A 579-nucleotide genomic window follows, 5' to 3' on the forward strand; every position below is an offset into this window, starting at 1 on the left:
TCGAGGATGGTGCGCGCTTCGGGACCGAGCTGGGAGGGGAACCACCAGGCGGTGAGTTCGATGTTACGGGCCGAGAGCTCGGCGATTTCCTGGTCGAAGGTGGGGATGTGTTCGTTGCGCCAATCGTAGGCGAGGCGTCGGATGCCGAGGGACTCCAGCATGGCGGCGCGCTGCGCGGGGGTGCGTTTGGCGGAGTCGAAGGGCACGATGCACCACGCCACGAGGTTGGTCCGGGAGAACAGTCCGTCCGGGGGAAGTTGGGCCCGCGAGGAGGAGGTCGCGAGGACGAGGGCGAGGGCACCCAGGAGCGAGGCGATGCGGTGCGGGAACGGGGTCATGGTTGGCTCGGGCAGTTTGGCTTCGGGCGGGAAAGTCGACAGCTTCAAAATCGTGTTCAACGGCGCGCGGCGTGGTCTTCGATCAGCAGCAGCTTCATCGTGGGTGGCGCGGATTATCGGCCGACGCGGTCTACGGGTTTCTCCTGGCCTGCCTGACAGCGGCTTGACAGCCCCGGGCGCGACCATCTGCCGCATCGTCATCGCAGTCCGTTCAGGAGCCCCGGCATGCAACGAAAGCAAT

The 579-nt window shown here is 66.1% G+C and carries 1 pseudogene; it reads right to left on the bottom strand.

The features are described 5' to 3' along the window. A pseudogene (locus JNK74_29675) lies at positions 1–233 on the bottom strand (sugar phosphate isomerase/epimerase). Positions 234–579: the final 346 nt, after the last annotated feature.

This window comes from Candidatus Hydrogenedentota bacterium (genome assembly GCA_016791475.1).
Taxonomy (GTDB): domain Bacteria; phylum Hydrogenedentota; class Hydrogenedentia; order Hydrogenedentales; family JAEUWI01; genus JAEUWI01.